The organism is Faecalicatena orotica (assembly GCF_905197545.1).
GTDB lineage: Bacteria > Bacillota > Clostridia > Lachnospirales > Lachnospiraceae > Faecalicatena_A > Faecalicatena_A orotica.
In genome coordinates, this window is record NZ_CAJJZH010000001.1 from 324,491 (window position 1) to 346,838 (window position 22,348).

Sequence of the window (22,348 nt, forward strand, 5' to 3'; positions counted from 1 at the left end):
TCACAGAGAAAACGAGGTGGATGTTATGAAAATAGCGGGGCTGGATATCGGTACAACCGGATGCAAGCTGACCGTATTTGACCAGACAGGGAAGTATCTCGATAAAGCGTATCAGGATTACCCTGTCACGAGAAAAAGTACAGAGCATGAAGTGGATGCAGAGGCGATCATGGAAGCTGTAATGTCTGTCATGAGCCTGATGGGGCACCGGTATCCTGATATTTCAGGAATCGGGGTGACCAGCTTTGGAGAGACATTCGTTCTGGCGGATGAAAACGGCGCGCCCCTCCATCCTGCCATGCTTTACACAGACCCACGTGGAGCCGGGGCGTGCCGGGAGCTGACTGAAAAAATGGATGGAAAGACCATTGCATCGATCACCGGGTTAAAACCCCATGAAATGTACAGCATTTCGAAGGTGATGTGGATGAAACGCAACAGGCCGGACGTGTATAATCGGGCAAAACATCTTTTCCTGATGGAGGATTATGTCGTATTCGGGCTGACTGGCACGGCCCAGATCGATTATTCACTGGCCTCGAGGACGATGGCTTTCGATATTACTTCTTTGAAATGGAGTGAGGAAATCTTCCGGATCGCGGACATTGATCCCAGCCTGATGTCAAAGCCGGTGCCGGCCGGAACCTCCGCAGGGTGCATACGGCCGGAGATAGCAGAGAGGACAGGACTTTCCACAGAGACGCAGATCATCTCCATCAGCCATGACCAGGTAGCGGCGGCAGTCGGCTCCGGTGTGTTCGACTCCACAAAGGCAGTGGACGGCGCCGGGACCGTGGAGTGCATCACCCCTGTGTACGACGGCCTTCCGGAACTGGAGGTGATGTATGCCGGGAACTATGCGGTAGTTCCCTATGTAATTCCGGGGAAATATGTCTGCTATGCATTTTCCTACACGGGCGGCGCCCTGATCCAGTGGTGTGTGGATACACTTGCGAAAAAGGAAAAGGAACTGGCAGCCAAAGAGGGAATCTCCGTGAATGAATATCTGGAGGGGGATGCAAAGGAACCCACAGGACTACTGGTGCTGCCACATTTTGCCGGGGCCGCGACACCATACATGGATACCGGCTCAAAAGGGGCAGTCATCGGGCTGACGGCAGGAACCACAGTCAGAGATATTTACCGTGCCTGCATGGAAGGCGTGGTTTACGAGATGCTTGTGAATATGGAATGCCTGAAGGATTCCGGCATTCATTTTGATATGCTTCATGCGACCGGGGGCGGTGCCAAATCTGAGGTGTGGATGCAGATGAAGGCGGATATGCTCAATATCCCGATTACCGCGTTAAAAACGGCGGATGCCGGGACGGTGGGAAGTGCCATGCTGACCGGAATTGCAGTCGGTTGTTTTGAGAATCTGGAGGATGCGGCTGCACATATGGTGGAACGGAAGAAAGTGTATACACCTGATCCACAGATGCATGAAAAATACATCGAAGTGTATCAACGTTACCGCAGGCTATATCAGGCGGTACGCCCGCTTGTGTAGAGTTTGTGCGGGAACTGGGAAAACATGACGGCAGGCCTCATCACCGGAGGTGTATTTTAGCAGGCCTGTGTCGTATCTGTTAACTGGCAGACAGTTAGAAAGGCGGTAAGAAATGATGAATCCATATATAGGACACGATTCCCAGATTTATGGAATAGAGGAACACCGGTTAGTGGGCGGAAAGGGTGACGGGATGCGCCTGCTGGAAGTGACGAATGGCAAGGGGCTGGAGCTGACAGTCTCACTGGACCGCAGCGCAGATATATCCAGACTGCGTTACCGGGGCATAAATATGTCTTATTTTTCACCGTGTGGATATGTGGCACCGGCATATTATGACTCAAAAGAAGACGGATGGCTGAAATCTTTTACGGCCGGATTCCTGACGACATGCGGACTTCAGGCAGTGGGGGCGCCCTGCACAGACGACGGGGAGGTACTGCCGCTGCACGGCTCCATTGCGAATACGCCTGCGGAGGCCGCATACTGGTTCGAAGAAGACGGGGAGCTGGTGATACGGGCAGTGATAAAAGACGAGGGCATCTTTGCACGGAAACTCCGCCTGAACCGTGAGATCCGTGTCAGCCTTGAGGAAAATGAATTTACCATAAAGGATACGATTGAGAATACGGGTGACAGCAGGACCCCGATGGAAATCTTATACCATATGAACATGGGATACCCCCTGCTGGACGAGGATAGTATTGTGGAAATCCCTTCCTATGAAGTGGCCGCACGTGATGACCATGCTGCGGAGGATCTGGATAACTGGATGAAGATGATAAAGCCGGAAGCCGGATATGTGGAACGCTGTTATTATCATAAATTCCGGGAAGAAGGAAGGGCGTCCATCTATCAGCCGAAACTGAATCAGGGACTGGAGATTCTGTTCGATCCGAAGGAACTGGACGCATTCGTTGAATGGAAGATGATGGGTGTCAGGGACTATGTTCTGGGACTGGAATGCGGCAACTGTTATCCGGACGGGCGGGATGTCATGCGCCGGAGAGGAATGCTGAAATTTCTGGAGCGGGGGGAAAAGAAGGTTTATAACGTGAAAGTGCGCATGATGTGATGTGTATAAACAGGCAGGTCCGCCCATTGGCAAAAGTGTCTGCATTTATTAAAAAATATCTGTCAGCTATGTGGAACCTGACGAAATTGCAAAAAGTACTTACACATACCGTGCACATCTGTTAGAATAACAACATCTTAAGTGAGAGCAGTTCCTATTTAAAAACGGGGACTACTGTAACTGAATAAAGATTAAATGAGAATGGTAGTGAAGATTATAGTCCTATAATTGTAACGAAAGTTATGAGATGGTCTGTATTTTCGCTGCCTTTTTTGCTGTTTAAAATTCGGTAAAGGCTTAAGACAACAGGTATGCATAAAAATAGTGAGTATGAGACAGGAGGAACAAAAACATGCCAAAAACAAAATTTCAGGAAATTATTTTTACAATTATTATGGTGATTGTAATGGTATACGCACTTGTTGTGTATAATATCTCTCTGGATAAAGGGGGATTAACAAACGAGGTCTTTTACATCGCTCTCGGGGAGCTCGTTATTATGGGAATCGTGGGCTTTATTCTGGAGATGCTGATCGCCGGACCGCTTTCAAAAAAGCTGGCCTTCAGACTGGTGACGCCGGGGAAGGATAAGCCGATTTTCGTGATCCTTGCTGTATCCGCAATGACAGTCTGCCTGATGTGTCCGATGATGAGTTTTGTCGCAACTGTGCTGTTCAAAGGAGTGGATTCACAGCTGGTATCAAAATGGATTCAGACATCTGTAATGAACTTTCCGATGGCATTGTGCTGGCAGATCTTCTTCGCGGGCCCGTTTGTGAGATGGATCTTCGGGCACCTTTTCCCGGAAAAAGATTTAGAGCTGGCTGCGGAGGCAGAATAAAAAGCAGAATAAAAATAAAAGCAGGTACACATGATGAGAGGACAGAATAAATTGAAACAGGAGGATCTAAATCAATGACTACAAGAAATATTCAGTTTTCTAATATGGAAGAAGTTATGGACTTCTGCAGTGTATGCAAGAATATAAAAGCAGATATTGATGTCAGACATAAGAATAAATGGATTGACGCAAAATCACTTCTCGGCCTGATGAGCCTCGATCTTGGAGAAAAACTGGAGCTGGTGGTGTACGGGGAAGAGACAGAAAATGTGGACAAATATTTCTCAGGATATTATTCCTGATTTCAGGCTGAGTATAATGAATTGTCAAACACACCCGGGGAAACCCACAGAAATTTTCATAAAGTTAAGAGCAGGTCAGCGGCAGCAGCACGCTGGCCTCTTTTTTGTAAGGTACAGTCTGAATAGTAATCTATTTTCTGTATTATAATGATGACTTAACAGTTTTACGTGACAGGACAAGGATTTTATATTATAATCACATAGGTGAGATCCCGGAGCATCAGGAGTTTTTTCCGGGACAAAGAATGAGTTTTGTGCATGGCAGACGGGAGATACATATGAGCATATACGATACTTTAAATGAACAGCAGAGAGAAGCGGTATTCCACACAAATGGGCCACTTTTGATACTGGCAGGAGCCGGATCAGGAAAAACGAGAGTGCTGACCCACAGGATTGCTTATTTAATAGAAGAAAAGGGTGTGAATCCGTGGAACATTCTGGCAATTACATTTACAAACAAGGCCGCGGGAGAGATGCGTGAGCGTGTGGATAAACTGGTCGGTTTCGGTTCGGAAAGCATCTGGGTGAGTACATTCCACTCAACCTGTGTGAGAATCCTGAGAAGACATATCGACAGACTTGGATATGATAATAATTTTACGATTTATGATGCAGACGACCAGAAAACACTGATGAAGGATGTATGCAGACTGATCGATATTGATACAAAGGTTTACAAGGAACGGAATCTGCTAAGTGCGATTTCTTCTGCGAAAGACGAACTGATCATGCCGCAGGAATTCGAACTGAATGCGGGCGGGGACTATGGAAAGCAGAAAATCGCGAAGGTTTACCGGGAGTATGAAAAACAGCTCCGCGCGAATAACGCACTTGATTTTGACGACCTGCTTGTGAAGACGGTGCAGTTGTTCCAGACCCAGCCGGATATTCTGGAGTATTATCAGGAACGTTTCCGCTATATTATGGTGGATGAGTATCAGGATACGAATACGGTCCAGTTCAAGTTTGTGAGCCTTCTTGCGGGAAAATACAAGAATCTGTGCGTGGTAGGTGATGACGACCAGTCTATCTACAAGTTCCGCGGGGCAAACATCAAGAATATACTGAACTTCGAGCAGGAATACCATGACGCCAGAGTGATCAAGCTGGAACAGAATTACCGGTCCACCGGCAATATTCTGAATGCGGCAAATGCCGTGATCAGAAACAATGTGGGCCGTAAGGATAAGTCTCTTTGGACGGAAAACGGGGAAGGCGAGAAGATTCAGCTGCGCCAGTTTGATACCGGGTATGATGAGGCAGATTTTATTGCAGGGGATATTAAGAAGAATGTCAGCAACGGTGCTGCTTATAACGACCATGCCATCTTATACCGTACGAATGCCCAGTCACGTCTGTTCGAGGAGAAATTTGTGGCTGCAAATATTCCGTATAAAATCGTAGGAGGCATCAATTTCTATGCGCGCCGCGAGATCAAAGACCTTCTGGCATATTTAAAGACCATTGACAATGGGAAGGACGATCTGGCGGTAAGGCGTATTATCAATGTCCCGAAGCGGGGAATCGGACTGACGACGATCAACAGAGTGCAGGAATCCGCCCTGGAAAGAGAAATCGGTTTTTATGAAGCACTTCAGGGACTGGACCTGATCCCGAATATCGGGAGGAGTGCCGCAAAGCTCGACTCCTTTGTGGCATTGATTGAATATTTCAAGGGATTTGCCCGGAACGAGAGTATTTCTGACCTGATGAAAGAAATCATTGAAAAGACAGGCTATGTGGAAAATCTGGAGGCTGTGGACAAGGAAGATGCCCAGACAAGGATTGAAAATATCGATGAGTTGTTAAGTAAGATTGCCACGTATGAGGAAAAATGCGCAGATGAGGATGAGAAGCCTACCCTGAGCGGTTTTCTGGAGGAGGTAGCTCTGGTTGCAGATATTGACAGTCTGGATGAAGCACAGGATTACGTCATCCTGATGACATTACATAGTGCAAAAGGTCTGGAATTTCCCCGTGTTTATCTGGCCGGGATGGAAGATGGACTTTTCCCGAGCTATATGACCATCACATCAGATGACAATGAAGAGCTGGAAGAGGAGCGCAGGCTCTGCTATGTGGGAATCACACGTGCCGAGAAGGAACTGACAGTCAGCTGTGCGAGAAGAAGAATGATCCGCGGGGAGACGCAGTACAATAAAACATCCCGTTTCCTGAAAGAAATCCCATCCGAACTGATGGAAAACGGGAATACATTCGAGGAAGATGTCGAAATGCCGACCCAGAACGCTTATTTCCAGGCAAAACAGGCGTTCAAGCAGAAAGCCTTCACCACAGGTAAAACGGCAAAACAATTTGCTGTTTCGAAGGAAAAGGGACTCGACTATACGGTTGGAGACAGGGTCAGACACATAAAGTTCGGCGAAGGGCTGGTAACCGATGTAACTGAGGGTGGCCGTGACTTTGAAGTGACGGTACAATTTGACTCCGCCGGAGTTAAAAAAATGTTTGCATCATTTGCACGCCTTCAGAAAATAAGTTAAAGGGTTACAATTTTTGCAATTAAAATGAAAATTTGGCATAAATGAGTAGTAATCTGAAAATGATAGTGATATAATAACTTAAAGTAAACCTGTATTGATAAGACGGGGAAAGGACGTGGATAATATGAGCAAAGTAGAGGAATTAATCGCTGAAACAAAACTGAATGAATTACTGCGTAAGAAAGAAGACGAAAAGCAGAAAAATACAGTACTCTGGGTTCTGGCAATCGTTGGAGCTGTAGCGGCAGTAGCTGCTATTGCATATGCAGTATACCGTTTCTTCACACCAGATTATCTGGAGGATTTTGAAGAAGATTTCGATGATGATTTTGACGATTATTTTAGTGAGGAAGACCAGGTATAGAAAACCAAATACCAAAAGGGAATCCTGGAATCAAGGCCCTGCGGGCTGGCCAGCTGTTAAGGCTTACGGCTATGGAATGAATAAAGCGAATAATGGACAGGATGTGGAGCTTTACTGCACCCTGTCTATTTTTACGTTATAAGAAACAAAGGTTATAGGACTGGAGGCAGAGATGAAAAAAGGACAAGTATATGAAGGCACGATAGAAAAGGTGGAATTCCCCAATAAAGGCCTTGTTTGGATCGCAGAGGAAGAACGCTATGTGACAGTAAAAAATGGAATCCCGGGGCAGAAGATCCGTTTCGTTGTCAATAAATTTAAAAGAGGAAATGCAGAAGGGCGGCTTCTGGAAGTCATGGAAAAGTCCCCTCTGGAAAAAAGGGACCCTGTCTGCAGCATATTCCCTGCCTGCGGCGGCTGCATGTATCAGACTATGCCTTATGAGGAACAGCTGAAAATGAAGGCACAGCAGATCAAAGAAATAATCGATTCGGCTGTAAAAACAGAATATGAATTCGAGGGAATTCAGGCAAGCCCGAAGGAATTCGAGTACCGTAACAAGATGGAGTTTTCCTTTGGCGACGAATACAAAGACGGCCCCCTTTCACTGGGCCTCCATAAAAAAGGCAGTACCTACGATGTACTCACGGCCGGAGATTGCAGGCTTGTGCACCCGGACATGAACCGTATCCTTCTCTGCGTGCTGGAGTATTTCAAAGAAAAAGGCGCCGGTTATTACAAAAAAATGCAGCACGAAGGATACCTCCGCCATTTACTGCTGAGACGGGGAGACACAACCGGAGAAATTCTGGTGAATTTGGTGACAACCACACAGGAAGAGTACGACCTGCAACCATTGGTTGATAAACTTCTGGCTCTGGAGTTGGAAGGCAGGATTGTTGGAATCTTGCACATTCTTAATGATTCACTTTCTGATGTGGTACAGAGTGATGAGACTCGGATTCTTTACGGACAGGATTACTTTTATGAACAGATCATGGGAATGGAATTTAAAATCACGCCGTTTTCCTTCTTCCAGCCCAATTCCAGAGGCGCCGAAGTCCTGTACAATACCGTGCGCGAATATATCGGGGACATCAAGGATATGACGGTATTCGACCTGTTCAGCGGGACAGGCACCATTGCCCAGGTACTCGCCCCTGTGGCAAAACAGGTCATCGGAGTAGAGATCGTCGAGGAGGCCGTTGAGGCCGCCCGAGAGAACGCAAAAAGAAACGGTCTGGATAACTGCAGGTTCATTGCAGGGGATGTGTTCAAAGTTTTAGATGAGATAGAAGAGAAGCCGGATGTGATTGTGCTCGACCCGCCGAGGGACGGGATACACCCGAAAGCACTGCCGAAGATACTGGACTATCAGGTGGATAAAATCGTGTATATCTCCTGTAAAGTAACAAGTCTGGCGCGGGATTTGGAGATGATGCAGGGGCGGGGGTATGAGGTTGTCAAGTGCGTGGGGGTGGATCAGTTTTGTGAGACGGTGCACGTTGAGACGGTCGCGCTTTTGACCCGTAAATAGGCGGATTGGCAATAGATTTATCCAACAAAATAAGTGTTTTGTCTACCATTTGCCTACCCTTTTTTCATGGGGTAGGCAGAATTATTTAACAGCTCTTTCAAAAATTTCAACGGCGTCGTTTTGCAGTTTATCCGTATTAAAGACATACCTCTCTAGGGTGGTTTTAATATCTTTGTGTCCCAGCCGTTCCATAACCGTTCTTGGCCAGGCTCCATTTTCAGCAAGTATGGTTCCGTGGGTATGGCGCAGGCAGTGGTGATGGAATAATGGATTGTTTAGGGAATAGTGAATTACCCTGGCGCAGTATTTAAACGTGTCTGTGTTTGTTAGCTCACCGTTCTCTTTAACAGCATCGGGCCATATTTCCTTATAAGGCACCAAAATATCAGCCCTAGCCTGAACGATAGTTCCGTCGTTATCCAAATAAGTCTTCAAATAATACGGACCATATTTCAGCATGTTTTTCTTTCTAGTCAATATTTCATTTAATAATTCATTCTCTATCTTAATTGTACGGAAAGAGTCATGTTTGGGATTACAGAAAACCTACCTTTTATCATCACGTTTTTGCATTTGGTGGCTTATTGATAGAGTTCTATTCTCAAAATCAATATCTTTTAGCAGATCAATACCATAACTTTCGCCTATGCGTGTCCCGGCGTAAAAACCTGTCATCAAGGGCAGATAAAAGTGTGTGTCAGAAAAGTATGAAATAATTTTCTCCTATTCTTCAAGAGGTAGTATATAATCAGTTTTTGCTTGTGCATCTTGGTTTATTGGGACTTTCGGCACTTTTACATAGTCACAGGGATTGTATTTTATATATTTACGCGGTTGCACGGCATAGTTTAAAGCCCCAGACAGGCAAGCCAACGCATTAGAAATCATGCTTTTAGACAGTCCCTTTTTGATTTTTAAATCATCCACCCAAAGCTGAATGATATCGGACTCCAGTGAGGCAAGACGATATTTTCCCATAAAGGGTTTTATATGGATTCGTATTTTACTTTCATAATCTCTCTGAGTATTATACGAGAGATGCTTTTGAACATAGTTTTTAAACCAATAATCCAGATAATCTGCAACTGAAATTGTTGAGGGTTTGAAGACTCTACTGGATTGATCGTATTCTGCCTTTGCTTTAGTTCCAGCTGTTATGGCATCTGCCTTTGTCCTGAATGCACCCTTAGAAATAGGATTACGCTTCCCACCAATGCGTGCCCCTTCAAAACTATATTCCCATGTTTTACCTCTTTTTCTTGTTCTTAATTCTCCCATTGTACCTTCCTCCTAGTATAAAAAAGCTTTCGACATAATTAACCATTGTAGTAGAAAACAACAAACGGGAGTGATATAATTTATATAAAAATAACCACTTAATCTGCGTATGCATCCGCAAGACAAAATGGCTATGTACATTAAAGGACGTGATATATATGATAGAAATTTCTCCAGTCAAATTATATGAATTTTTAAAAAGCAGAAATTTTCAATATTTTTTTCATGCAAATACTGTAAAAACTTCTTGTACGCTAATTAATCAAAAAGGCCTTTTATCCAGAGCGGAAATAGAAAATAGAGGCTTGGCAATGACTTCTCAGTCATCAGACGACATTGATAAACACTTCCATGTTTGAAATGATATTTTTTTTGATATTGTTGACTTACATGGGTATTTTCCGCGCCAAAACTTATATGGTCCTGTTTGTTTCAAACTTAGTAACGAATTTCTGTTAGATAAAAATTTACCTAACCTATGTATAACAAAGAACAACCCCATATATTGGCAAGATGGTATGACTGAGGAAGAAAAATATTATTCGTCTGTGGACGAATATGTATCTGAATTCAAACAAAACATGGAAAATCATACTATACAGGCTAAAATGTTTACTATACATGATACAAACAAACGCATTCCTTTCAAAAAGTACTTGGTCGAAGTTCTTTTAGATAATCCTTATGTAAAAGTTAATGATGTTCCTTTATTTCCATCTGCCAAACAAGCTCTTATTTCATCACTAAATGAATCTGGTTTTGATGAAAACATATTAAAAGTAAGAAAATGTAATAATTGTTATTGTAGAGACAATTATCTGAAACAAGTAAATGCTAATGAATTAGAAAAGTTATTTAAACCATAATTGTTATTGTACGAGCCGTGTCCTTTTTAAGATACACGGCTCGTTTTTCAGCCTGTAATCAGTGTCAGGATTTCCTTTGCAAAGGTAATGACCACGTCGCCTGCTAAAGTCAGGAAACCGTTGGCTCTCTGTGAGGGGTCGTGGGATTTGAGGGAAAGACCAATCTGCACGATACCAAAGCCGAGCAGAATCATACCGACGGCTCGGATAAGTCTGAAGATAAAGTCGGAAAGATTATTGACGACGGTAATCGGGTCATTGGTGGCAAGGGCAGTCGTGGTAAAGCAGGTCAGGCACAATACCAGTGCCGCATAGACAGCCATTGCCCGCTTGCTCTTCCTGCCCATAGGCAGCTTGACGGTTTCTTTCTTCTCGTTCTTCTTAAAAAATTTCATAGATAAAATCCTCCTTTAGATGTTGAATCATTCTTCCAAGTCCTCCTCGGACAGAAGTTCATAGGATGTGCTGACCGCTGGAAGCATGACGGCGTCCTTTGGAACCGTGCTGTCAAACACAAAGGTCGCAACCGCCTGTGTCGGCTCGCCGTGGATATACGGCGGCTGTCCTCCGTCTGCTGTCAGCCTTACATTGGGATGCTTTAAGATGTCGTACTTAAAATCCATGACAGGATTCGGGAATATGTATTCGTCAACCGACACATCAAACATCGTGATAAGCTGAATAAACAGTTCGATGCTTGGATATTTACCCTCATTCTCGATAGATTGAATGTGTCTGGGAGCATAGCCGATTATCCCTGAAAGCTGTTCTCTCGTCATTCCTCTGGCTTCACGATTTTTCTTGATTGCCTGTCCTATCGGCGTAAAATCAAAGTTGAAGTCGTTGTTTCTCTCATCCATAAGCTCACCACCTTGTATCAATATAATGTTTCTATTATATTGTACGGATTTATGACTTCTTATGAAACGATGTGAAAATGCCTATAATAAGATGCTTTACTTCTTGTTACAAGAAATATAAACACTCTATGAATGAAAAATAAATTTTTTCTCCTACTTGACTTTTGGAAATCTGGGTGATATTATATCTATGACCAAAATAGTATTTTAAGTCATAGAGAGGAGATTTGATTATGGCAAGGAGTTTTTCAGAAAGAGAAAAAGAAAATATTAGAAAAAGTTTGATTGACATTTGCAAGCAGAGTTGGACACAGTATGGCTATAAAAAAACAAGTGTTGATGAACTTTGCAAACAGGTTGGTATATCAAAAGGAGCATTTTATCTTTTTTTTGAGTCAAAAGAAGCATTGTTTTGTGAAGTGTTATGCTCAGTACAGCGTGAAATTTGCAAAATGGCTATGGCAGCAATGGAAAAAGAAAAAGGAAAATCAGGTGTTGCAAGTGCTTTGAAACTTATCTATCGGGAGTATGATAAGAATTCCTTTTTGTATGGCTCGGATACAGCCGATTATACAATTTTGATGAATAAAGTATCTGAGGAACAGGCAAAAGAAATGGAAAGAGCAGGAGAATTAAGTAAGAAACTATTTCTTTGCCATCCTACTTTGAAATTTAGAGTTGATGCAAATATGGCTATTTCAGTTATCTATTCGCTGATTATGAATATCAAAAATAAAGATATTTTACCGCAAAATCATTTAGAAGTTTTTGATTTTATGACTGACCATTTGATTGATGATTTATATGATTAACAGGAGGTTGAAATGAATAATACAAAGAAGCCAACGGGTCAGATGATGGATTTGACTTCTGGCAATATAAAAAAACAATTAGTGCTGTTTTCTATTCCGATTTTTTTAGGAACTTTATTGCAACAACTTTACAATGTCATTGACGCAGTTGTTGCAGGTCGATTGGTTAATGATAGTGCATTATCCGCAATAGGTGTCTCTGTTCCAATATATTTGCTTTTTGTATCCATTATATTGGGATTTGCTATTGGCATTACGATATTGCTTGCTCAATTTTTCGGAGCAAAGCAATTTGAACAGATAAAAAGATTGATTGCCACTATGTCTATCTTTTTGTTGGCTCTGGGACTTGTGATGGCATTTGGAGGAGCAGTGCTTGCAAAGCCACTATTGCAACTTACAAAGACACCAGATGAACTATTAGAGATTGCTTGTATTTATCTGCGAGTGGTGTTTTTAGGCATTCCTTTTTCCATTTTATATAATTTACTCGGTGCAATTATGAGAAGCTATGGAGAAACAAAATTGCCCTTATATGCTCTGGTTGTATCGTCCGTTATCAACTTGATTCTGAATGTTATATTTGTCAAGAACGGCGGCGGTGTTGTGGGAATTGCAGTTTCTACAATTATTGCACAGGCAATTTCGAGTATTTATCTGCTCATTCAATTACAAAAGAAATTCCCTATGACGATACCGAAAAAAGAAGATTGGGGATTTGATAAGGGATTGTTCGCCTTATCCTTAAAAATATGTATGCCTATTATCATCCAACAGTTAGCTGTTTTTATGGGAATGTTAATTGTGCAAGGTTTTATCAATCAATTAGGTAATCCCAGTATTGGTGGAATGACTGCCGCAAGTCGTATCGAAGCCTTTATTCTATTACCTGTTCAAGCTCTCGGAAATTCTTTGAGTATTTTTGCGGGGCAAAACATTGGTGCGAATGAAATGGAGCGAATGAAACGAGGAACGAGATTCGGTGTAGTTCTTTCTATTGCGGTCACAATAACGCTGTCTGCCGCATTGTTACTAGGCGGGAAGCAAATATTGGGATTGATTATTGGTAATAACAAAGCAATGATTTTAAGTGGTTATAGCTACTTCAAAGTTTGTTTGTGGTTTTATCCAGTTAATGCCATAATATACGGTTTAGGCGGTGTCCTGTCAGGAGCAGGCGATACGCTGATTGCGGGGATTTACTCACTTGCTTCCATTATGGTGAAAATGCTCGTTACTATTCTTTTTATAGGGAAATTAGGGCTTCTTGCGATTGCGATAGCTTCTTGCTGCGGATGGTGTGTATCAAGTGTAATTGTTGCTTTGCGATATAAAAGCAATCGTTGGCAAACGAAGTCGGTAATAAAAACAATATAGAATTTATGGAGGTAAAAATGAAAACAGAAGTTGTAAAAAAGAATAATGTGTCTGTTGCTGTTATTCATAGCGATGAACACTTAATCACGGATGTTCAGTCAGCGTTGGATTTGATTATGAGTATAAAATATGAAACTGGATGTAAAAATATTGCGGTAAATAAAGAAGCGATTGTAGAGGATTTTTTCATTTTGAGTACCTGTATGGCAGGAGGGATACTTCAAAAGTTTATAAATTATGGAGTGAAATTTGCTATATACGGCGATTTCTCCCAATATACAAGCAAGCCATTAAGAGATTTTATGTACGAGAGCAATAGAGGTAAAGATATTTTCTTTCAACCAAGTGTTTCTCGTGCCGTGGATAAACTCTCTGGGTATTCCAAATTGAAAAAGAAAGAGAATTATGAACGATAATAGAGAGGTGTTGATGTGGAATTTGTCATGCCCGAACAGAATGTTGCCCTCCAGACCCGTTCTTGAGTTTGAAGGAAATTTTTATGTGTTGGTCGAATTTGGCTACACCGCTGCTTATTAAAAGTAGCAACTATCTATGCTTATTGTCGTGAGGGTTATTGTACCTTTACGGTTTTTTCTGCTGGTTGCCGTTCGCCACCTGCCAATCTGGATTTTTAAAAAAAATCAGATTGGAGGTACATGATATGTCTTACAACAAAGCTAGAGAAGAAAAGCAGATGCAGTTGATAGAGCAAAATAAGAATAAGGAAAGTACAAAAGCACGGATTAAAGCGTTTCGGAAAAGGTTAAGTTCGGGGGAAATATTGGAGAGCTTCGATAGAGTGGTTTTTGAAAGTGTGGTTGAAAGAATAATGATCGGCGGTTATAATGATGAGGGAGTGGAGGAGCCGTTGAAGATAACTTTTGTGTATAAAACAGGTATCCACTCTGACTTCAATGGGCAGGAGTATCAGCCGAAACCTAAAATTACATATAAAATGATACAAGAGTATGTTGAGATGAAATATGAAGTTAAAGTACATACTGCATATATTGCAGAAGTAAAGAGGTCTTTAGGTTTGATAGTATACGATGCACCTAATGTGGTGGAGAAATTGAAACAACCGAGGAAACATCCGCCAGTGGAAAAGATAGAAGCGATAAAGGATGCTCTCAAATATTCCAAGGTAATTTAATGGATGAAAGAAAATTTCAGATTGCAGAGCAGATAGTTCAGCTGAATCAAAAAGCTTATGAAGTTTATCTCCCATTAGTGGAGGATGTATGCAGTAAAACAGTTCCAGAAGATTAATTGTCGCATTTGCTAGATTATTTAAGGGGCCTCGCCTGCGATAAAAAGGTATTGGAATTGTACAGAAGAGTGTGCAGAAGATATTTATATGTATATCCGAGTTGCATCAGGTTCTATAATGTGAATATGATAAAGTAATTGGGGTGATATTTTTGCAGGAAAGAGGATTTACGGAAAAAGATTGGAAGCTTTTCAGGAGTAAAATAGCGGGCTGGCAGGAAGCCTATATGGACAGGCTCAATAAGGAATATATAAACTTACTAAATGAACATGCAAATCCATCTGATAAATTTTGGAGATTGGAAGAGCGAATAAAAAAGGATAAGAAGAAAACTGGTGTTAGAGCAGAAATGAGCCGGTCGAAACTGATTTACAATATTATTTCACTTATGAATGAAGGTGCAATTTGTTTTGAAGATCTCGAAGAATTTAGTGATCAGTTGAAGGAAACCGTGAAATTTATAATTGAAAGATAGTTTGAGCTATATAAAATTAAGAAAGAAATAGTCAAGTTAGAATTATAAAGAGAGGGGATTACGATATGTGTATGGAATGTTATGTAGATGAAAATAGAATAACTCCATTATTAAATCCGATTGATTGTTTGGTAAATCATACCCAGTACATATGCGGAACCTGTGGACGGTGCATTTGTATTGAACATGATCCTAAAAGAGGATTACAGCGGTGGAATTTTCCTTTTAAGTCACTTGAAATTGCAAAATTGTATTTGCGTACCGCTGATTATAGTATGAAAAAGCCGTGTGGTATTTATGAGATAAGAAGTGACAAAGGCAGACTTTCATATAAAATCTTTGCTGGCAGCGAAGATTTGCAGTTATATCTAAAAAAGAATAAGGGAAAAACGTGTGAAAGTATGGCACCTGTTTTCACTATCGAAGAATACAGAGAATATGAAAATACACAGATACGGAAACTGACTCCAGATGAAATACAAAAATATATGTCAGAACGATAAAATTCTATTTGGTTTGGAAATTTGAAATAAGCAGGGGTAATAATCCATGAGATTGCAGAAAGGCTGAGGGAATGAAAAGATTTCTAAAGATGCATGCTAAGAACCGCTAATCCTCTGTGCATTAAGATGATAAATGATTGTACAGAGGAGAAAAAATAATATGGATAGAATGAATATTCCGGTTGTTAATGAGATGACGATCAGGGCAATGGAGGACATGACTTTTTTCACCCATGCTTTGATTTTTGACGATTTATTGATTGTTGCACAGAAAGAAACAAACTGTTTTGTGCTGAAAACTTCAGAAGGGCTTATAGTCATTGATGCTATCTGGCCCAGAAAAGAGGCTTTTGACGCAATTGTAGGGGCCATTAAAGATGTTGGCTGGAATTCGGATTATATAAAAAAATTAGTATTAACTCATGGGCATGTAGATCATACCGGTTGCGGCAGATGGCTGGTTGAAAAATACCATGTGGAAACGTATCTGTCGGAAGTGGATGATATTTATTGGAAAGATCATCCGGTAAAAGGTGACAGGCCGGAAACGTGGAAGGATTATGAGATAAGTGTCTATATAGAGGATGGAGATACCATAACACTGGGAGATAAGGTGATTCATGTTTATGGAACTCCGGGCCATACGCCGGGAGGCCTTAGTTATATTTTCCCGGTAAAGGAAGGCGGGGAAGTTCACATGGCTGCATTGTGGGGTGGTACAACACCTCCGTGGACAGGGGACGGTGTGCAGATCTATTTAAAATCTTTGGATTATTTCTTAGGTGAAGCAAAAAGAGAAAAGGTCGATGTAGCGTTGAGTAACCATACATCTGTGGATAATGGTTTAGAACGGATAGCATATTCAAAAAGGCGGATGGCTTATATGCCAAACATTTATATAATCGGGCAGACTGGTTTTCAGAATTATTGTCAGGTATTCAGGACATTGAGTAATAAGATGCTGGCCAGACTAAGATAACGCCAGTACAGGGGGGATTATGGTTAGGGAGAATCATGATGCCCCCTGTTAATTTCACCGAAATTGAAGCTTCAAATGTCATATTTACTATAAATCCGCTTGACATAAACAGATATACGCCGTATTCTGTTAAGTAGATTAACAGAGGAGGGATGCAATGAATAATTTACCTGTAGATCAATTATGTGAATTATTTCTCCAGACGATAAATCAATACTCAGCTCTGGAAAAATCGACACACACCTATGATGTTGAACCTAAAATTTATTTGGCTGAAATTCATACCATTGCAGCTATACGGGCACATGAAAATATCAATATAACTGATTTGGCAAAATTGCAGGGAACTTCAAGAAGTGCTGCGTCCCAAGCGGTCAGCAGACTTGTCAAAAAGGGTTTTATTGAAAAAAGAGTTTCTCCAGATACGGATAATGAAGTTATCTTATCTCTTACGGAAAAAGGAGAAAAAGTTTCTGATTTACATGATAAGCAGCATATTTTACTGAGGGAAAAGCTGACTGCCATATTGAACAAATATCCGCCGGAAACAGTTGATATTCTTTCGTCGCTGGCCATTGATGTTCAAAAGATGTGGAAGGAACTATCGTAAAAGTATAGATATGGCTGGAATATTTTTTGCTTTTTCTGTTAAGTAACTTAACAGAAGGAAGGGGGGAGGTAACAATGAGTTATACAATGATAAATCCTATTCCGCAGTTTAATTTTCAAATCAACAGGGTTTTAACTTATGGCGATTTGGCATGTAACAGTAAAGAAATTAAGATGAATCTTCCAAGTGTACGAACGTTTGAAGAATGGTATACAGTCTGGTCGGATATGGGCGGAAGTGCTGAAAGCAAAAAACACTATCTTCATGCGGCCTATTATTATCGTATGGCTGAGTTTTTCTTAAAATCCACTGATGAACGAAAGGATGATACTTATAGTAAATGTATTAAGAATTTTTACCGTGCCTTTGATTTGGAGCTGCAATTACACTATGAAAAAATACAGGTTCCCTTTGAAGGAAAAAATCTATATTGCCTGAAACTGTCTCCCACGTATTTGAAGGGAACGGTCGTTGTCTGTGGGGGATATGATTCCTTTATTGAAGAATTTGTATTGCAGGTGCATGACCTTGTATCTAAAGGCTTTGAAATTATTCTTTTTGACGGGCCGGGACAGGGGAAATGTCTTCGGGAAAACTTATACTTCCGTTTTGATTTTGAAAATGCCACATCTGCCATTTTAGATTACTTCCATATTAAAAGATGTGCTTTTGTTGGAATCTCATGGGGTGGTTATTTTGCTTTGCGAAGTGCTGCCTATGAAAAAAGAATATCAGCTGTTGCCGCATACGATGTAATGGATGACGGGCTGGAAGTAATGACAAATGTATTTCCTGCTCCTATCTGCCGAATCATCCGGCTTGCTTATTATAAAAAATGGAAGCGACTTCTCAATGGGCTGGTTGGTAAGATTGTAAAGAAAAGTGTTCTGGCTGATTGGGCGGTAAATCAAGGGATGCATATTACAGGAACAAAAACACCTTTTGAGTTTTATCAAAATCTATCTCATCACAACCTTTTAGGGATCACGGATTTGATTACGCAGGATGTGCTCTTGCTGGCTGGAGAGAAAGATCATTATATACCGTCGATTCAATTTTACCGGCTGAAAAGTTCCATACATAATGCAAAAAGCCTGACTTGCAGGATGTTTACCGTGGCAGAGGGCGGCGAACAACATTGTCAAATTGGGAATCATATGCTGGCAGTTAATACAATTGTTGATTGGCTAAATCAACATTTTCCCGAGGCTGATTAGACTTAATCAAAAGGTCTGATTGTTAATGTGACAAAACAGTATAAAATCTTACTTGAGTTTTCCCGCCTTCGGATAGATAATAAAATAGATAAATAAATAGGGGATGAAGTAAAATGAAAGATGTTAATATAAAAGTTTTAATTAATAGAAAGCAGTTCACCCAGCAAGATATGGAAGTCTGGAAAAAACAAAGAATAAAAAAAGCATATAAAACCCTGCATATAAAAATACCACAAAAAGCATCAATATCAGAAATGAGTGATAAATTAACAAAATGGAAGGTTCAATTATCTGATGATGAAATCAGGAAGACCTTGAGAAAAAAACTGTTTTTTAGCAAATATGTGATGAAAATTGCAGGCAGGCTATCTGGCAAAAAACGACGTGTAGCGAGAACAACAATACTGGCAAATGGGATATCTGTTGATAAATTCAGTAAACTACTGGATTTGTTAATGGTAGAAGCTGCAAAAGAACACCGAAGAGTGAATTTATCAGTCTACCCTGAACATTATGTATTAACACCAGATAAAAACGGTGTTTTAGAAGTGATTGAAACAACCGGGAATGCTCCGGTACCGGTACAATTCTTTATAACATTTGGTGATGAAAGTGGGCTTACAGAACCTAAAAACCCTAAATTTACTTACCAGTCAGCAGGGGTGGCAAAACTGGAAGACGGGACGATTATCGGCGGTGTAAGACACCAATTTAGAGATACGCCTGTTGGGATAGAATGCAGGTTAGCAGTTGAATTTCCTGTGTTATGTCCCCCAATAATAGTCAACGCCCATCAAAAGCATTTAGCAGTTGAATTTACAAACTGGCTGATCTGGATTATCAAAAATCAAAACGAAATGGAGAATTTCGTCCATTAAGCAATATATAAAACATACTAAGGAGGACATATCTATGAAGATCTTAATGATTACAGGAAGCGCCCACAAAAACGGAACGACCGCGATGCTCGCATCTGAGTTTATAAAAGGGGCGGAAGAGACAGGACACGAGGTTTATCGTTTTGATGCGGCATTTAAGAACGTGCACCCGTGCATCCTTTAAAGGAATGACAAAGTTTCTGGACTGGGAAATCGCAGGGACGGTAGTAGGCGTGGAGTGTGCCGATGTGGATGCATTGCAGAAAACGGACTATCCGGCACAGGCATATGAACTGGGAAAAAATATTTAAGGTTTGTAGATGAGTTAAAATAATTCAGGAGGTACAGTATGAAAGAACTCATGGAAGAAGTGCTCGCATTCCGCGATGAGCGTAACTGGAAACAGTTTCATAATCCAAAAGACCTCGCCATTTCCATAAATCTTGAGGCGGCAGAGCTTTTGGAATTGTTTCAATGGTCGGCAGAAGATACATCGGTGGAAGAGAAGCGGGACCAGATGAAGGATGAACTCGCGGATGTGATGGTTTACTGTCTGCTCATGGCAGACGCCATAGATGCGGATGTGGAAGACATTATCCGTACAAAAATGAAGAAAAATGCTGCAAAATATGAAGTAAGTAAAGTGTATGGAAGTAAAAAGAAATATACGGAGTTGCAATAGTAATAGCCATTCTTTGGCAGTGCACAGACATGCAGCGGCAGAGCCAATTGTAGAGCGTGTGGATGCTGGGAAGATCAGTGCAGAACAGGCAAAACTTTAATATTTGATACTACCAAGTACCAATAACTGGTGGGCATATTGGGAGTATGTTCCCAGTAATGACGAGGTGCAGTCTCCTGACTTCAAAGTGCACAATCAAGCATATTATGACCTGTTTGATCATGTGAAATTCGATGCTTTTGTTGATGTTTGTGTTGAAAAGATTAAAAATTTACTGAAATAAAATAGTCAAAAATGATTATCTTAACGGAACAAATCTGGATCGCCAGAACCGGCATTTGCCGGAACTGGCGATTCGTAATTAAAGACTTATTGGCAGCCTTATTTTCCGAAGATGTAACTTTCCCCCGGGGCAAATATGTGAAATCTCTGCATCCGGTTCAGTGCAAAGAGACGGTCAACGAAATGAGCCGGGTTTACTTCATTCACGGCATACAAGTCGAAATGCATGGGGACAAGGAGGCTCATACCCGTCTCTTTCGCAAGCAGTATGGCTTCGCTGCTGTCCATGTTCCCGATGATATCCTCTCTTAAGCGGTAATAATCGCGTCCGTTCACGGGAAGAAATCCAATATCCACCCCTTTCAGCCGTTCACTCAGCCCGTCATAAGGGCAGCAGTCTCCGGCATGGAAAATAGTAACATCCTCTCCGAACTGTATCCGATATCCCAGTTCTTTATAATGTCCATTCTCATCCTTATGAAGCTGCTCGTGTGCGGCGGGCACAGGTGTCACGAGCAGCTTCGAAAGTTTCATCTCCTGATCTGCATCGGCACATCGAATCCGGTCTTCTGGTATCCCGTAAGAGATCATCAATTCCTCCAATGAGTAAGGAATAATATAAGTGATATTCTTGTTTACTTTATTGAGGACTGCGATTGTGTCCGGGTCTGCATGATCGAAATGGGGATGTGTACAGAATACATAATCTATAAAATCCAGTTCTGACGCGTCGATTGGTGCATCGTATTTCCTTTTCCATACCACACTGTCTGTACAGCAATTCCTGTCTACGTAATCTGAAAGATAAGCATCGATCAGGATGGATGTCCCCTGATACCGGATCAGGAAACCTTCCTGACCGAGATAGAAGACTGCGATCTGGTGATCCAGCGTTTTTACCGCCATGATTTCCTCTTTTAACATATGACATTCTCCTTATTGACGATTCTATTTCCGGGTGATAAAATGATTATATCATCGAGTGATATAATAGTCAAGGAGGACTCCGCGCATTGAAAAGGTTTATGAATCAGGAGTACATGAAACACGAAAACTGCATCGACATTTTCCATCTGATCCGGGAGGAGAAGCAGATCACACGCAAGCAGATAGAGGCAGTGACAGGGATGAGCTGGGGCGCCGTTTCCAATATTACGGCGCGTCTGATCGGCAATGGCTTTGTAACTGAACAAAAGCCGGATGGGAACACGGGGCCGGGGCGGACGCCGTCTTATCTGGAAGTGGATGGCAGCAGGTACTGTACACTGGGGATAGATGTCAATATTACAGGGATGAAAGCGGCGCTTGTGAATCTGAAGAGTGAGACGCTGAAGACGTGGAACTGTCCAACATGCTACAGCAGCAAAGAGCAATTACTCGGCTGCATCAATAGGATTCTGGATCAGGCGCTTACAGACGAAGAGAGTAAAAAGTTTGAAATCATCGGGATCGGCGCAGCCATGCAGGGTGTCGTGGATGCCGAAAACGGGATTTCTGTGAGTATTGCCCAGTGTGGAGGATGGGACAGCGTGCCTCTGGCAGCGCTGCTTGAGGAGAGATATGGAATTTCTGTCTGGCTGGAGCACGATCCGAACTGTATCCTTCACGCCTATGCCGAAACTAACGAGGTGCAAAACGCCATCCTTCTTCGAATTGACAGGGGGATCGGCATGGCAGTGATGCTTGACGCTGTTATTCTGAAGGGGACGGGACGCTTTGAAATCGCCCATACACTGGCCGCATGGGACAAGGACACAGATTCCTTCAAAGACAGGGGATGTCTGGAAGCCTATGCCTCGGTCAATGGTTTGGAAAAGCTTTCAGGAAGAACTCTGGAAAGCCTGATAGAAGCCGCCGGTGCGGGGGAAACACAGGCGAAGGCACTATTTGAGGATATGGGGACGAAGCTTGGCATTTCGATTTATAATATGCGAAAAATATTTCATATAACGGATATCATTCTGTGCGGGGAACTTATGGAGAGCGAAAGATTTTTTATGGAGCCTGTAACCCGGATCAATGACAGGGCAGCATTTTCCAGAACAGATGCGGGGTGTGCCTGTTACGGGGCTGCAGCGATGGCACTGAATCAGGCGGTCAGGAAAATAAAATTGTGAGGAGGA

General features: G+C 41.9%; 27 protein-coding genes. 22 read left to right on the forward strand and 5 right to left on the reverse strand.

The window, feature by feature from the left end; translation table 11 throughout:
- Window positions 1-25: 25 nt before the first annotated feature.
- The 7 genes from ABIN22_RS01380 (at window position 26) to rlmD (ending at window position 8,136) form a co-directional block, all read left to right on the forward strand.
- The gene (locus ABIN22_RS01380; protein ID WP_346906166.1) at window positions 26-1,510 is read left to right on the forward strand and encodes an FGGY-family carbohydrate kinase; all 1,485 of its coding nucleotides are present in this window, start codon (window positions 26-28) and stop codon (window positions 1,508-1,510) included.
- Between the two features lie 112 nt (window positions 1,511-1,622).
- The gene (locus ABIN22_RS01385) at window positions 1,623-2,585 is read left to right on the forward strand and encodes an aldose 1-epimerase family protein (protein WP_346906167.1); all 963 of its coding nucleotides are present in this window, start codon (window positions 1,623-1,625) and stop codon (window positions 2,583-2,585) included.
- A gap of 352 nt (window positions 2,586-2,937) precedes the next feature.
- The gene (locus ABIN22_RS01390) at window positions 2,938-3,426 is read left to right on the forward strand and encodes a DUF2798 domain-containing protein (RefSeq protein WP_346906168.1); all 489 of its coding nucleotides are present in this window, start codon (window positions 2,938-2,940) and stop codon (window positions 3,424-3,426) included.
- Window positions 3,427-3,500: 74 nt separating this feature from the next.
- On the forward strand, window positions 3,501-3,728 hold the full coding sequence (locus ABIN22_RS01395) for an HPr family phosphocarrier protein (protein WP_109729662.1): 228 nt from the start codon (window positions 3,501-3,503) through the stop codon (window positions 3,726-3,728).
- A gap of 278 nt (window positions 3,729-4,006) precedes the next feature.
- Entirely contained in the window at window positions 4,007-6,235 is a 2,229-nt protein-coding gene (gene pcrA, locus ABIN22_RS01400; protein ID WP_346906169.1) for a DNA helicase PcrA, read from the forward strand.
- A gap of 124 nt (window positions 6,236-6,359) precedes the next feature.
- A complete protein-coding gene (locus ABIN22_RS01405; RefSeq protein WP_109729660.1) occupies window positions 6,360-6,599 on the forward strand; it encodes a hypothetical protein in 240 nt (79 codons plus the stop codon).
- 172 nt (window positions 6,600-6,771) lie between these two features.
- Window positions 6,772-8,136, forward strand: a complete 1,365-nt coding sequence (gene rlmD / locus ABIN22_RS01410; RefSeq protein ID WP_346906170.1) for a 23S rRNA (uracil(1939)-C(5))-methyltransferase RlmD — start codon at window positions 6,772-6,774, stop codon at window positions 8,134-8,136.
- 81 nt (window positions 8,137-8,217) lie between these two features.
- Here the strand turns inward: rlmD and ABIN22_RS01415 are convergent, their stop codons facing one another.
- Entirely contained in the window at window positions 8,218-8,595 is a 378-nt protein-coding gene (locus tag ABIN22_RS01415) for a tyrosine-type recombinase/integrase (protein ID WP_346906171.1), read from the reverse strand.
- Between the two features lie 264 nt (window positions 8,596-8,859).
- The gene (locus ABIN22_RS01420; RefSeq protein WP_346906172.1) at window positions 8,860-9,414 is read right to left on the reverse strand and encodes a site-specific integrase; all 555 of its coding nucleotides are present in this window, start codon (window positions 9,412-9,414) and stop codon (window positions 8,860-8,862) included.
- Window positions 9,415-9,932: 518 nt separating this feature from the next.
- Between ABIN22_RS01420 and ABIN22_RS01425 the strand changes: the two genes are divergently transcribed.
- Window positions 9,933-10,280 (forward strand): hypothetical protein, encoded by a 348-nt coding sequence (locus ABIN22_RS01425; protein ID WP_181368557.1) that lies wholly within the window; start codon window positions 9,933-9,935, stop codon window positions 10,278-10,280.
- A gap of 47 nt (window positions 10,281-10,327) precedes the next feature.
- Here ABIN22_RS01425 and ABIN22_RS01430 read toward each other — a convergent pair whose 3' ends face one another.
- On the reverse strand, window positions 10,328-10,675 hold the full coding sequence (locus ABIN22_RS01430) for a glutamyl-tRNA amidotransferase (protein WP_346906173.1): 348 nt from the start codon (window positions 10,673-10,675) through the stop codon (window positions 10,328-10,330).
- Between the two features lie 27 nt (window positions 10,676-10,702).
- On the reverse strand, window positions 10,703-11,140 hold the full coding sequence (locus tag ABIN22_RS23380) for a helix-turn-helix transcriptional regulator (protein WP_346906174.1): 438 nt from the start codon (window positions 11,138-11,140) through the stop codon (window positions 10,703-10,705).
- A gap of 233 nt (window positions 11,141-11,373) precedes the next feature.
- On the opposite strand from ABIN22_RS23380, the gene ABIN22_RS01440 reads away from it, so the two are divergent.
- The 13 genes from ABIN22_RS01440 to ABIN22_RS01500 all read left to right on the forward strand — a co-directional run bounded on the left by ABIN22_RS01440 (window position 11,374) and on the right by ABIN22_RS01500 (window position 19,943).
- Entirely contained in the window at window positions 11,374-11,952 is a 579-nt protein-coding gene (locus tag ABIN22_RS01440) for a TetR/AcrR family transcriptional regulator (protein ID WP_109729654.1), read from the forward strand.
- Between the two features lie 12 nt (window positions 11,953-11,964).
- Complete coding sequence (locus ABIN22_RS01445; protein ID WP_346906175.1) at window positions 11,965-13,329, forward strand: MATE family efflux transporter; 1,365 nt, start codon at window positions 11,965-11,967, stop codon at window positions 13,327-13,329.
- Window positions 13,330-13,346: 17 nt separating this feature from the next.
- Window positions 13,347-13,745 (forward strand): DUF4180 domain-containing protein, encoded by a 399-nt coding sequence (locus ABIN22_RS01450; protein ID WP_346906176.1) that lies wholly within the window; start codon window positions 13,347-13,349, stop codon window positions 13,743-13,745.
- 245 nt (window positions 13,746-13,990) lie between these two features.
- Window positions 13,991-14,482, forward strand: coding sequence for a hypothetical protein (locus ABIN22_RS01455; RefSeq protein ID WP_346906177.1), 492 nt, complete (start codon window positions 13,991-13,993; stop codon window positions 14,480-14,482).
- Window positions 14,483-14,750: 268 nt separating this feature from the next.
- On the forward strand, window positions 14,751-15,074 hold the full coding sequence (locus ABIN22_RS01460; protein WP_430517188.1) for a multidrug transporter: 324 nt from the start codon (window positions 14,751-14,753) through the stop codon (window positions 15,072-15,074).
- Between the two features lie 65 nt (window positions 15,075-15,139).
- Window positions 15,140-15,577 carry a hypothetical protein gene (locus ABIN22_RS01465; protein WP_346906179.1) on the forward strand — a complete coding sequence of 146 codons (438 nt, stop codon included), beginning with the start codon at window positions 15,140-15,142 and terminating at the stop codon, window positions 15,575-15,577.
- A gap of 160 nt (window positions 15,578-15,737) precedes the next feature.
- Complete coding sequence (locus tag ABIN22_RS01470) at window positions 15,738-16,556, forward strand: MBL fold metallo-hydrolase (protein WP_346906180.1); 819 nt, start codon at window positions 15,738-15,740, stop codon at window positions 16,554-16,556.
- Between the two features lie 157 nt (window positions 16,557-16,713).
- Window positions 16,714-17,166, forward strand: a complete 453-nt coding sequence (locus ABIN22_RS01475; RefSeq protein ID WP_118622709.1) for a MarR family winged helix-turn-helix transcriptional regulator — start codon at window positions 16,714-16,716, stop codon at window positions 17,164-17,166.
- A gap of 74 nt (window positions 17,167-17,240) precedes the next feature.
- Window positions 17,241-18,383 carry an alpha/beta hydrolase family protein gene (locus ABIN22_RS01480; RefSeq protein WP_346906181.1) on the forward strand — a complete coding sequence of 381 codons (1,143 nt, stop codon included), beginning with the start codon at window positions 17,241-17,243 and terminating at the stop codon, window positions 18,381-18,383.
- A gap of 113 nt (window positions 18,384-18,496) precedes the next feature.
- Window positions 18,497-19,261, forward strand: coding sequence for a hypothetical protein (locus ABIN22_RS01485; protein ID WP_346906182.1), 765 nt, complete (start codon window positions 18,497-18,499; stop codon window positions 19,259-19,261).
- 34 nt (window positions 19,262-19,295) lie between these two features.
- A complete protein-coding gene (locus tag ABIN22_RS01490) occupies window positions 19,296-19,445 on the forward strand; it encodes an NAD(P)H-dependent oxidoreductase (protein ID WP_346906183.1) in 150 nt (49 codons plus the stop codon).
- On the forward strand, window positions 19,408-19,572 hold the full coding sequence (locus ABIN22_RS01495) for a hypothetical protein (protein WP_346906184.1): 165 nt from the start codon (window positions 19,408-19,410) through the stop codon (window positions 19,570-19,572). The genes ABIN22_RS01490 and ABIN22_RS01495 overlap by 38 nt, the downstream gene beginning before the upstream one ends.
- 38 nt (window positions 19,573-19,610) lie before the next feature.
- A complete protein-coding gene (locus tag ABIN22_RS01500) occupies window positions 19,611-19,943 on the forward strand; it encodes a nucleotide pyrophosphohydrolase (RefSeq protein ID WP_118622715.1) in 333 nt (110 codons plus the stop codon).
- A 381-nt stretch (window positions 19,944-20,324) separates the two neighbouring features.
- Here ABIN22_RS01500 and ABIN22_RS01505 read toward each other — a convergent pair whose 3' ends face one another.
- Window positions 20,325-21,149, reverse strand: a complete 825-nt coding sequence (locus ABIN22_RS01505) for an MBL fold metallo-hydrolase (RefSeq protein ID WP_346906185.1) — start codon at window positions 21,147-21,149, stop codon at window positions 20,325-20,327.
- A gap of 89 nt (window positions 21,150-21,238) precedes the next feature.
- Here ABIN22_RS01505 and ABIN22_RS01510 point away from each other — a divergent pair, with 89 nt between their 5' ends.
- Complete coding sequence (locus ABIN22_RS01510; protein WP_346906186.1) at window positions 21,239-22,342, forward strand: ROK family protein; 1,104 nt, start codon at window positions 21,239-21,241, stop codon at window positions 22,340-22,342.
- Window positions 22,343-22,348 lie beyond the last annotated feature (6 nt).

What these genes read in the sequence shown, in the direction of transcription:
- ABIN22_RS01380 (WP_346906166.1), top strand. Translation starts at nt 26, where the DNA reads ATGAAAATAGCGGGGCTGGATATCGGTACAACCGGATGCAAGCTGACC.
- ABIN22_RS01385 (WP_346906167.1), top strand. Translation starts at nt 1,623, where the DNA reads ATGATGAATCCATATATAGGACACGATTCCCAGATTTATGGAATAGAG.
- ABIN22_RS01390 (WP_346906168.1), top strand. Translation starts at nt 2,938, where the DNA reads ATGCCAAAAACAAAATTTCAGGAAATTATTTTTACAATTATTATGGTG.
- ABIN22_RS01395 (WP_109729662.1), top strand. Translation starts at nt 3,501, where the DNA reads ATGACTACAAGAAATATTCAGTTTTCTAATATGGAAGAAGTTATGGAC.
- pcrA (WP_346906169.1), top strand. Translation starts at nt 4,007, where the DNA reads ATGAGCATATACGATACTTTAAATGAACAGCAGAGAGAAGCGGTATTC.
- ABIN22_RS01405 (WP_109729660.1), top strand. Translation starts at nt 6,360, where the DNA reads ATGAGCAAAGTAGAGGAATTAATCGCTGAAACAAAACTGAATGAATTA.
- rlmD (WP_346906170.1), top strand. Translation starts at nt 6,772, where the DNA reads ATGAAAAAAGGACAAGTATATGAAGGCACGATAGAAAAGGTGGAATTC.
- ABIN22_RS01415 (WP_346906171.1), bottom strand. Translation starts at nt 8,595, where the DNA reads ATGCTGAAATATGGTCCGTATTATTTGAAGACTTATTTGGATAACGAC.
- ABIN22_RS01420 (WP_346906172.1), bottom strand. Translation starts at nt 9,414, where the DNA reads ATGGGAGAATTAAGAACAAGAAAAAGAGGTAAAACATGGGAATATAGT.
- ABIN22_RS01425 (WP_181368557.1), top strand. Translation starts at nt 9,933, where the DNA reads ATGACTGAGGAAGAAAAATATTATTCGTCTGTGGACGAATATGTATCT.
- ABIN22_RS01430 (WP_346906173.1), bottom strand. Translation starts at nt 10,675, where the DNA reads ATGAAATTTTTTAAGAAGAACGAGAAGAAAGAAACCGTCAAGCTGCCT.
- ABIN22_RS23380 (WP_346906174.1), bottom strand. Translation starts at nt 11,140, where the DNA reads ATGGATGAGAGAAACAACGACTTCAACTTTGATTTTACGCCGATAGGA.
- ABIN22_RS01440 (WP_109729654.1), top strand. Translation starts at nt 11,374, where the DNA reads ATGGCAAGGAGTTTTTCAGAAAGAGAAAAAGAAAATATTAGAAAAAGT.
- ABIN22_RS01445 (WP_346906175.1), top strand. Translation starts at nt 11,965, where the DNA reads ATGAATAATACAAAGAAGCCAACGGGTCAGATGATGGATTTGACTTCT.
- ABIN22_RS01450 (WP_346906176.1), top strand. Translation starts at nt 13,347, where the DNA reads ATGAAAACAGAAGTTGTAAAAAAGAATAATGTGTCTGTTGCTGTTATT.
- ABIN22_RS01455 (WP_346906177.1), top strand. Translation starts at nt 13,991, where the DNA reads ATGTCTTACAACAAAGCTAGAGAAGAAAAGCAGATGCAGTTGATAGAG.
- ABIN22_RS01465 (WP_346906179.1), top strand. Translation starts at nt 15,140, where the DNA reads ATGTGTATGGAATGTTATGTAGATGAAAATAGAATAACTCCATTATTA.
- ABIN22_RS01470 (WP_346906180.1), top strand. Translation starts at nt 15,738, where the DNA reads ATGGATAGAATGAATATTCCGGTTGTTAATGAGATGACGATCAGGGCA.
- ABIN22_RS01475 (WP_118622709.1), top strand. Translation starts at nt 16,714, where the DNA reads ATGAATAATTTACCTGTAGATCAATTATGTGAATTATTTCTCCAGACG.
- ABIN22_RS01480 (WP_346906181.1), top strand. Translation starts at nt 17,241, where the DNA reads ATGAGTTATACAATGATAAATCCTATTCCGCAGTTTAATTTTCAAATC.
- ABIN22_RS01485 (WP_346906182.1), top strand. Translation starts at nt 18,497, where the DNA reads ATGAAAGATGTTAATATAAAAGTTTTAATTAATAGAAAGCAGTTCACC.
- ABIN22_RS01490 (WP_346906183.1), top strand. Translation starts at nt 19,296, where the DNA reads ATGAAGATCTTAATGATTACAGGAAGCGCCCACAAAAACGGAACGACC.
- ABIN22_RS01495 (WP_346906184.1), top strand. Translation starts at nt 19,408, where the DNA reads ATGCGGCATTTAAGAACGTGCACCCGTGCATCCTTTAAAGGAATGACA.
- ABIN22_RS01500 (WP_118622715.1), top strand. Translation starts at nt 19,611, where the DNA reads ATGAAAGAACTCATGGAAGAAGTGCTCGCATTCCGCGATGAGCGTAAC.
- ABIN22_RS01505 (WP_346906185.1), bottom strand. Translation starts at nt 21,149, where the DNA reads ATGTTAAAAGAGGAAATCATGGCGGTAAAAACGCTGGATCACCAGATC.